The sequence below is a fragment of the Parendozoicomonas verongulae genome, assembly GCF_009711465.1.
GTDB classification, from domain to species: Bacteria; Pseudomonadota; Gammaproteobacteria; order Pseudomonadales; family Endozoicomonadaceae; genus Sansalvadorimonas; species Sansalvadorimonas verongulae.
The window spans coordinates 1-8,606 of sequence record NZ_SMME01000743.1 but is presented as its reverse complement, the minus strand read 5'-3'; the positions used below and the strand labels follow the sequence as shown (position 1 = coordinate 8,606).

Annotated in this window: 9 protein-coding genes; 2 read left to right on the top strand and 7 right to left on the bottom strand. The window is 46.6% G+C overall.

Annotation, left to right across the window (positions count from 1 at the left end; translation table 11 throughout):
• The 4 genes from E1189_RS04755 to E1189_RS04740 all read right to left on the bottom strand — a co-directional run.
• Positions 1-693, bottom strand: a 693-nt coding sequence (locus E1189_RS04755) for an AAA family ATPase (RefSeq protein WP_230460167.1), incomplete at its 3' end; no start/stop codon positions are given.
• 299 nt (positions 694-992) lie between these two features.
• The gene (locus tag E1189_RS04750) at positions 993-1,424 is read right to left on the bottom strand and encodes a hypothetical protein (RefSeq protein ID WP_155158908.1); all 432 of its coding nucleotides are present in this window, start codon (positions 1,422-1,424) and stop codon (positions 993-995) included.
• On the bottom strand, positions 1,415-2,812 hold the full coding sequence (locus E1189_RS04745) for a recombinase family protein (RefSeq protein WP_155158907.1): 1,398 nt from the start codon (positions 2,810-2,812) through the stop codon (positions 1,415-1,417). Before E1189_RS04745 ends, E1189_RS04750 begins: the two co-directional genes overlap by 10 nt.
• A gap of 4 nt (positions 2,813-2,816) precedes the next feature.
• Entirely contained in the window at positions 2,817-3,260 is a 444-nt protein-coding gene (locus E1189_RS04740; RefSeq protein WP_155158906.1) for a DUF2924 domain-containing protein, read from the bottom strand.
• A 374-nt stretch (positions 3,261-3,634) separates the two neighbouring features.
• On the opposite strand from E1189_RS04740, the gene E1189_RS04735 reads away from it, so the two are divergent.
• On the top strand, positions 3,635-4,783 hold the full coding sequence (locus E1189_RS04735) for a hypothetical protein (protein WP_155158905.1): 1,149 nt from the start codon (positions 3,635-3,637) through the stop codon (positions 4,781-4,783).
• A complete protein-coding gene (locus E1189_RS04730; RefSeq protein ID WP_155158904.1) occupies positions 4,780-5,736 on the top strand; it encodes a hypothetical protein in 957 nt (318 codons plus the stop codon). Before E1189_RS04735 ends, E1189_RS04730 begins: the two co-directional genes overlap by 4 nt.
• 176 nt (positions 5,737-5,912) lie before the next feature.
• On the opposite strand, the gene E1189_RS04725 is transcribed toward E1189_RS04730, so the two are convergent.
• From E1189_RS04725 to E1189_RS04715, 3 genes are all read right to left on the bottom strand, one after another.
• Entirely contained in the window at positions 5,913-6,491 is a 579-nt protein-coding gene (locus tag E1189_RS04725) for a class I SAM-dependent methyltransferase (protein ID WP_155158903.1), read from the bottom strand.
• On the bottom strand, positions 6,488-7,423 hold the full coding sequence (locus E1189_RS04720; RefSeq protein ID WP_230460166.1) for an HNH endonuclease: 936 nt from the start codon (positions 7,421-7,423) through the stop codon (positions 6,488-6,490). Before E1189_RS04720 ends, E1189_RS04725 begins: the two co-directional genes overlap by 4 nt.
• Before the next feature lie 329 nt (positions 7,424-7,752).
• Positions 7,753-8,508: an HNH endonuclease family protein gene (locus tag E1189_RS04715; RefSeq protein ID WP_155158901.1), complete on the bottom strand. Its 756-nt coding sequence runs from the start codon at positions 8,506-8,508 to the stop codon at positions 7,753-7,755.
• Positions 8,509-8,606: the final 98 nt, after the last annotated feature.

Here is an 8,606-nt window from a genome sequence, read left to right as displayed (position 1 = left end):
GATGTGAGCTATGTCATTATTTAGCTGATGTGTTAAAGCTTTCTTTTCCTCATGCGATATTTTCTCCGATCTGATAATGTCATTATTATGCAATAACGATTTTAGATATGCTTTCGATGAAGATTTAAATTGGAATGTAAACTTGACTTTAGGTCTCTCCGACGCTTTGAAAAATGAACTTCCATTGAAGTACTTAATTAACCTATTGGTTCTCTGAGTAACAACCCTTTTGCTCCCTTTTGCATATTGAGAAAGGGTCATGTCATGAATGAATGAATTTGATTTTCTCTTGGCGGAAAAGGTGTTTGATTCAACTCCGGTCAAATTATTTGCCTTTATAAGTTTTAATTTGCACCTTCGAATAAACTTCTGAAAATCACTTTCTACAACAAAATCAATCTTGCTTTTGATCGCTGCCTCATCAATGTAAAGATTAATTGGGCATACATGGTATTTGTACTTGACATCATCAAACCATACGATCACTCCGCTAGAATCAGTTCCCTCATATGCAACCTCAATAAAATCAAGTATTGTACTTTTTCCGACTCCGTTCTTACCAATGATTGCACTACACTCCAAACCTTGGTAATAATCTGTATCATCTGGCGTATACTTTAGGTTTAGTTTTCCTTTCGCGTAGTTACACTTGTGAGAACCATTGATCGGTATGCCGATTTTTAACAATGACATATGGCTATCAATATAGATATAAGATAATTTCATTTGACATCTCAATGGAAATGATTTCTTTCATAAAACTAGAACTTAGGCTTCTCTTGGTTAAGTGCGCGCTTCTTGACTACATCCTTGGCGCATGATCAAGTCAGAAGACAATCTTCCACATAGCTCTACCACTTTCAGGCAAACACTAACCTTATATTTTCTGGGTACGCTACCGCCGACGATTTCCTCAACATTGTTTTTCAAATGGGGGGCGATCCGCTAAACCAAAAGTGTATAGTGCCATTTTTTTCTTTCTTTTCCATGCTTCAAGGAAGAAGTTTGTCCTGACTTACAGTCATCCTCTTCATTTGCTCCCCCCATTCCAAAGAAAACCCAGCCTTGACCTGAATCCAGGTTAAGGGCCACTTCCCTCGCCGCAGCAAAATATCCGTCTGTATATCCGGAGCTAGCGTCGTCAGTCGCAGAATCTTGGAAAGATCACTCTTATCCACCTTCTCCAAACGCGCCAACTCCTGAATGCTGGTGGCATCTCCCCGTAGCAGCTTGCGTTCCCAACGATGGGCTTTGATCAGGTTGGTACGCAGGGTTTCATCGATAATGGGCTTGGTAATGGCTGTCCGAGAATGAATCCGCCGCTGTCCCTTGGCTTTGATCCAGCGAATAGGAATGCGCACTTCAATGGTGCCATTCTGCTGGTGGACTGTTAGGGTTTTCGCGCCGGTACTTTTTATGGGCATGGCAAACTCTCCTGCTGTTGCTTTCCAGCTTCCACTTCCGCCAGCACGGAAGCGAGTCCATTGGCTTTATAAAGAATGGCCAGGAAATCTTTGCCAACAGTGACTCGCTCCACCAGCAGGTGAAACAGGCGTCTCTGCTCCTCGGGGAATAGCAGCTCCCAGATCTGGCCAATATCACTCAAGGTATTGAAAACGGATCCGTCTTTTAACTGGGCAGGATTACAACCTTCCGCTTGCAGCAGGCGTTGAACCTGATGGCAATATTCCGGAGCCCTTAGCATCTCACCCAGGCAATTTAAAACAACATCTTCCAACTCTGTGGCGGCGACAGGGGGTAATGGAGCTGCCTGATACCCCTCTGTATTCACCACAGCACTGATAAAGTAGCGGTACTTCTTTCTTCGGTTGCCCTTATCATCAGTTTTGTAGGTGGTTTTGGAAGCCAATAGAACACCGTCACTGCCATACACCAACCCATTGAGGAAACTGCCCTGACCGTACTGCCGAGACTTTTTCTTTCGCTTCGTCAAATCCTCTTTATGTCGCACTTCGACCTCAGCCCAAAGACCTTGATCGATAATGGCTGGGTGCTCTCCCAGATACCACTGCCCCTTGTGGGGAGTCTCCCCCAGATAGATACGGTTACGGACAATATGCCAGGCGGCCTTGCCGGTAAAAGGGCCACCTCCAGAAGTCTTGCCACTCTCAAACACCACTTTCTTGGTACGGTAACCCGCCCGATTGGTACGACGGCAAGCTTCTGCCAGTGAGCCTGTTTGCGCATACTCCTGGAACAGCATCTGAATACCGGCGGCTTCCTTGGGATGGATGACAAGCCGATGATCCTTCAGGGTGTATCCTGTTGGTACTCGGCCACCAGTAAATTTTCCTTTCTGCTTAGAAAGCGCGATCTTGTCTCGAATCCGCTCGCCGATCACCTCCCTCTCAAACTGGGCGAACGTCATCAGGATGTTAAGCGTCAGCCGCCCCATACTGTCGCCGGTGTTGAAGTGCTGGGTGACAGAAATAAAAGCGACATCGTGTCGGTCAAGTAACTCCACCAGCCTAGCGAAGTCCGCGATATTTCTGGCCAGTCGGTCGACCTTGTAAACTATGATTGCATCTACTTTCCCAGCTTCGACATCCGTCAAAAGCCTTTGTAGAGCAGGGCGCTCAGTGTTCCCACCAGAAAAGCCACCATCGTCGTAGTAATCAGGCAGAACCAGCCAACCTTCGCCCCGGTGGGCCTGGATATAGGCTTTCGCCGACTCTCGCTGGGCATGGAGAGAATTGAACTCCTGCTCCAATCCTTCTTCAGTGGACTTGCGGGTGTAAATGGCACACCGCACAGGGCCTTTCTCATTATTAGAACCAGATTTTATATCCATATCCTTACCCTGATTTAATGCCAAAGAAGCGTGGCCCGCTGGTGTGCTGCCCGGTTATCTCTCGAACAATCGCTGACAAACTACGATAGTAGGCACCTTCATACTCGAAGCCTTTCTCCAGGCTTTTGACCCGATAGACTTTGCCATTCCAGATACGCTCAAAAATTACGCCCGCTTTGGTTTGTTCGATCTTTGGCTTTCCAATGCTTCCGTTGCGAGATAACACTCGGATATCCTTATCTAGCTGTGCCTTTGCCTCTTCCTCTAGTCCCCCGAGTGTTACTTCCTGAATACGCCAGGCCAGCTTTTGAATGATGAGCAGGCGACTGAGTTTTGGTGGCTCTTTGTCGTACAGGTCACGCCAGAGTTTGTGCAACTCGATGTTGCTGAGTTTGGGTAAACCGGCGATTTTAGCTGCGAGCGATCCCTGTTTTTTCTGTGTCATCATTGGTCTCTCTTATCGTGTAAGGGAGGCACATACAGGCATGGGTTTGGCTCTTTAGCCAGTCGACAGTGTTGGCTACTCTGTCTGATTTGATGTCTCTGTATAGCTTTAGCTAGCAAGCTGCAAATCTCCTGTTGTCGTTTATGAGTAAGTTTTATATCCATCGTCACTGCCATCCTTCTGCGGTGGTGATGGTTTTATTGTCTGCAGGAAAACAAATAACGTCGATCAGGGAGTTGCGGGGTATTGGCGGTTGAGAAAGGAAAAAAAAGGTTGTTGACAGTTGGTGACTACGCTTTTAAATTAACTGTTTATATACACAGTAGTAATAAGGCGAGGAAGCAGTCCCACAAAAACAATAGAACTCAGGAGGTGCAATGGAAGCACTGATTGATCTGGCCAGCCGGGCCGAAGCGCAAAGCATCAAAGAGTGGTTTGCTTTTCGGGAGTGGACACCACCGGATGACACTGACTGGGACAATTTCATGTCCCTTCCTAATGAACTCTCCGCCTTCGTTGACCAGCTTTCTGAGTTTGATCAGAGCCTGATACACGAAGATATCCGTCGTATCAATCGTCTGGCCAATGCCAATGGTCTTCATGCTCTTTATCAGGTTTACAGCGATGTCAGTGAACTGGCATCACTCACTGATGATTTTGATCGTTGCCTCTGGGTTTTTCGCCAGAGTCAGAACGCATTCACTTCTGCTGAGACCCTACTCGACTTCCAGAATGTTCAAGGTAAGTCACGTGGCTGGAGCCTGTTTGAAACGGATCCTGGTATTGCCCACAGTGCGATAGAAGCACGTCGTTCGACCTTTGAGGATGCGATTATCCGCACGACCGAGGGAGGACAATACTGCAAAGTGTCCTCCTACTCACACCCTAACTCGGACATCATCCAGCTTAATGTCTTTCACCAGAAGGATCCGCAAACTGCCATGACGTTTGATAAGAAAGGCAGGCTGATCCGCACACTGTGGCAACCCACAGGCCAGTTTGTCATTTTGTACGACTGGGGCGTGGGAGAAATCGAAATTGCTGGTGGTAACAAGAAGGAACGAACCCAAATTGCCAAACTGGTGGGGCTGATTCTTCTGGATAATGCGCCGGTAAAAGATATCTCTCGTCGGTTAAATAATCTTTCATGCTTCTCCATGGAACTTGCCCTCCCCAAGATTAACGGTGTGGAAACCGTGGACATTATCGGTACCTGTATCGCTATATCTGAGAAAGGCCTGATGGAAGACCGAAAATTCAGTGGCGTTGGGAGAACTTTTCACCAGATGATGGATGACAAGTATGAAGATAAAAATCCGTTTCTGAGCCCCCATGTTATCCGTTCAGGAACACTGCGTTGTATTTGTCGGGCTCCTGGCAATAGCTCCCACTTCAATGAAGTGATTATCCATTTGACCCGCACCAGTTGTACTTTCAGGAAATATCCAGATAACGCGACGAAGGAGCGGTTTGAAACCATCTACCTGCCCCACTGGGGTATTTCACAGGCGAAGGAGACGCAATGATTCCACATGATGCACTGCACTGGGTTTATCAGATCGCTGATCACCAGTGTGTTGACTCTTACCCCAGGGAAACACTGGAAGTTTCGTTTAGAGAACCCTCCAAATCCATTGAGGCTCTCAAGCAGGCCAGACTGATGACTGAATTTGAAGACCGTTCTTGTGTCTGGATCGATTTTGAGAAATATCCAGTGATCACCAATCCCAAGACGGGACAGCTGTGCACCTTTGTTGACGAAGACGAAGGCGTTATAGACGTCGAAGCAGAACAGCTCTTGCACTATGCCCTGAAGGACAAGTTGTTGCCCCTGCATCTGGCCAACATGCTTCCTCTCACGGCATCAGTACCACCTATTGAGCATATCCCCGGAATTTTGTGGGAAATTGGTCAAGTGAAAACCTCTTATGGTTCTATGCCCGTCTGGTATGTTCGCAGGCTCGTATCCCGGTATAAAGAGATCAGGGATGTTCTTGCCAGTAGAGCCGAAGGCACTTCAGGGTTGCTGTTTTCCGGAGTCTCGACTCCACACATCTATCAAAATTTACCGGGTATTCGGAGGGTATTGGTCATTGGTGAGAGTCTGGATCCCTGGTCCGGTCATCTGCAGATTGACCCAAGATTGCTCGATAATATCTTTCAAGCAGCCCCCTCGGAATTTGCGGACTTACCGTTCGAGATGCCTGCAGATAAAAGCTACATTCGTGATAACACGACTGGAGAAATCTATGAGTTGAAAAATAATCAGTCTGATCTCTTTTACTACCTTCTGGTGAAGCTCAAAGAAGGTGTAGCAAGGGTCAGATTGAAAGAGCTCTTGGGTAAGGCGGGGTACTCGACCAGCTATACATCACTCAAGACCCCCCTTCACAAGAAAGAAAAGCTTTTGAATATTTTGGATTTGAAGGATGGGTTTGTTGAACTGGTGCCGGGCGGCAAGGAGAAAATGAAAAGGTGATGTAGCAAAGCCGGCCGACACAGGATGAGGCTACATCTTGCATAGTGTGCACTTCAGAGCCTCGATTTTTTGTTTCAATGCTTGAGTACGGAGGCCCGTAGTTTGTCATGGCCCTCCGGTAGTCGATTGTTCCAAGTATCAAGCAGGACGATGTTTCTACATCTGCACAATATAAATTATTGCTTTCTGAGGATCGCGTTTAGCCATTGTTCATCCCTGCCAGGACGAACGTCATCGGTAATCCATACGGATTGAATCTGTAGCCTGGTGAGTGGTCTGATTAGGTTTTCAAGCGCATTCTCGTTGAGGTCAGTAAAGTGCCTACCACCTTTCTCTCGCTCTTCAATCCCGTACTTGAAGGACAGATACCACACACCACCAGCACTAAGCATTCCTTCAAGTCTACTTAATATGGCAGGAAGGTTTATCAGCGAAATGTGAAGTAGAGAGGCACAGGACCAAATACCATCGAATTGCCGCTCAGTTTGAAACTGATCAAACTGCTTCAGTTGGATATCAAGTCCTGTGAGTGCTTTGGCGCGACTCACCATTTCATGTGACGCATCAAAAGCGGTGACATCATAGCCCATGGTAAGGAAAGCCTTGCTATCCCTACCAGATCCGCAACCAGCATCTAGTACAGAGGCATTCGCAGGGAGGTGTTCTGTAAACCGTGCATACTGCTGACTCATGTCAGCATCAATGGTTGATTCATAAAAGCTATCAGCGTTTATGTTATAGAAATCTATGGTCATCTGGAGTTATTCAGTACAGTGATTAGCTTGCGGTAAAACGGGTCTGTAGCAGGATTGTAACCCGCAGCTCCTCCCCAATAGTTGTTCCCTAGCACTGTTTTTACATTGTTGTAATGCTGGGTCAGATTCTTTCCCCTGCGTATAGGTGTAACACCTAAAGCTGTTGCTATCTTATGTTTCCAAGGGTGGTTGCTGCCCATGATATTTTCATTACGAGCAATCAATTTCTCAATGAAGTGAGGCCCAACAAGTTTATCTGACTTCAGGAGGTTACAATCTCCGTGACTCAGAACCAGGTTCCAGATCTCATCATGCATAACAACCTGCCTTGGGAGAACATGGTCAACATGAATGTCATCCAAAGGCATAGGCTCACCACAGTAAAAACAAACGTTACCCTGATAGCCAGTCAGAAATGGGATGTTATTTGTTAGCTGTCTGCGACTGTACCCATCTTTGAGGTATATTTCACGGATGTCATTAGCCAGCTCAAACTGTGTCTGATTGATAGAGAAAGCACCTTCTAGAAGGCTCCAGCGAGCTATAACCTCTTTATCAAGCTCTGCTAACTGTTCGTCATTAAAGCCCAGAAGAGAGTCCTTAAGGTATAGATATTCGCCCTGCTTAATATCATAGAAGTGTCCGCTGACAATGTTTTTATCTCTACCGATGGTTTGGAATCTTGGAACAACATCCACAAAGGCCTGTTCCGAAACACGGTCCACAGCCTCAGTAAGGGTGATATTGCCCAACTGAAGCTGTGTCACAATTCTTTCCATGACGGTCAATCGGGTAGGGTTGCCTTGTTGAGGCATATTGCCGGTGGCGAGGCGCTCTATGTATTGATTCAGGTACGCTGCTGACAGCTCATCCCATGAAACCTGCTGCTTGCTTTGTCTTACGAACTTAATCAGGGTTCTTGCGAGCCCCATCTTGTAGGTTGCAGCGTTCAGTCCAAAAAGAATTATTCCTTTCCAGTAGTCTGAGTCATCAAAACTTTGCTTCATTATGTATACAGAAAGGCATCATAGGTTATAGAGCTCACATTGTATCAGAACTTTTGATGAGCCTGCCGAAGGGGATCAAGTGGAATTGTAAGCAATTATTGGCGCAGTATAAGAAAGGCTGGCACTGCCTGAAGCTGTGCCAGATTCATATGCAGAAGAGTGTATTGGGTGGCCAATTCAGCGAATGGATCTACAGCCCTCATTTTTATCAGAAGAACAGTCTCTTCGAGGGAAGGGCTAGAGTTAGTTTGGTATTATCTACCGCATTTCTTTTGGCGTAGGCTGTCTAGCTGCTTTTGCTCATACTTGGAAAACACCAATCCATAACTCTTAGCTACTCGTGTGAAACGAAGAATGTACTGGCAGTGGAATGAAGTGGCTGGTGGCAGCCACTCTAGGGGGCCTTGAGCACCTTTTTCCCGATTCACGCTGTTCTGCACAGCAAACAAATTCGATTCGTCGTTCGCAAACCTCTTTCTCTTGTCGGCGTTCCATGCATGGGCTCCGTGATCCCATGCCCACTTCAGGGGAACGAGATGATCAATATCTACATCTTTCGCTTTGTAGAACGTTTTACCCGTGTAAGGATCCAACCATCGTCCGGTTTCAACCGTGCACTTGTTGGCTCCTGTATCAATAGTGCTTGTGCTTTGTTTTATGAGAAGCTCATGGCGTGTATTGATACAATCGGAGTCTTCGTCATCCCACCTGCCAAAGTAACTGCGCTTATATTTCGGTGCTCCACTTCTTGAGCTGTGTTCCACAGGCTCACTTGATTGTGTCGTTGCACTAGAGTGTGACTGCTCAACCCTCTGCCCCTTGGCGTTTTTGGGTAGCCGCCCACCAGCATTAAGACATTCTTCCAGGCTGCTGTAGGCTGTGAATTTTTTAACCCTTTCGTAGTAAGGGCTGGTCGTGCTGTGACAAATACCCGAAGAGCTTTGCTTAATAACTTCGGCATACGCCGCCGAATGAACAATCAGTGATAAACACAATATGAAGTATTTCATAGCGACCTGTCCCAGGCTCCTACCGTATTTCAATGTATTCCTACCCTCCAGAATAAACAGTTATCCCGGCTCCAGCAGGCTTGATAGCGATGAATTCT

What these genes read in the sequence shown, in the direction of transcription:
- E1189_RS04720 (WP_230460166.1), bottom strand. Translation starts at nt 7,423, where the DNA reads ATGGGGCTCGCAAGAACCCTGATTAAGTTCGTAAGACAAAGCAAGCAG.
- E1189_RS04750 (WP_155158908.1), bottom strand. Translation starts at nt 1,424, where the DNA reads ATGCCCATAAAAAGTACCGGCGCGAAAACCCTAACAGTCCACCAGCAG.
- E1189_RS04745 (WP_155158907.1), bottom strand. Translation starts at nt 2,812, where the DNA reads ATGGATATAAAATCTGGTTCTAATAATGAGAAAGGCCCTGTGCGGTGT.
- E1189_RS04730 (WP_155158904.1), top strand. Translation starts at nt 4,780, where the DNA reads ATGATTCCACATGATGCACTGCACTGGGTTTATCAGATCGCTGATCAC.
- E1189_RS04725 (WP_155158903.1), bottom strand. Translation starts at nt 6,491, where the DNA reads ATGACCATAGATTTCTATAACATAAACGCTGATAGCTTTTATGAATCA.
- E1189_RS04740 (WP_155158906.1), bottom strand. Translation starts at nt 3,260, where the DNA reads ATGATGACACAGAAAAAACAGGGATCGCTCGCAGCTAAAATCGCCGGT.
- E1189_RS04735 (WP_155158905.1), top strand. Translation starts at nt 3,635, where the DNA reads ATGGAAGCACTGATTGATCTGGCCAGCCGGGCCGAAGCGCAAAGCATC.
- E1189_RS04715 (WP_155158901.1), bottom strand. Translation starts at nt 8,508, where the DNA reads ATGAAATACTTCATATTGTGTTTATCACTGATTGTTCATTCGGCGGCG.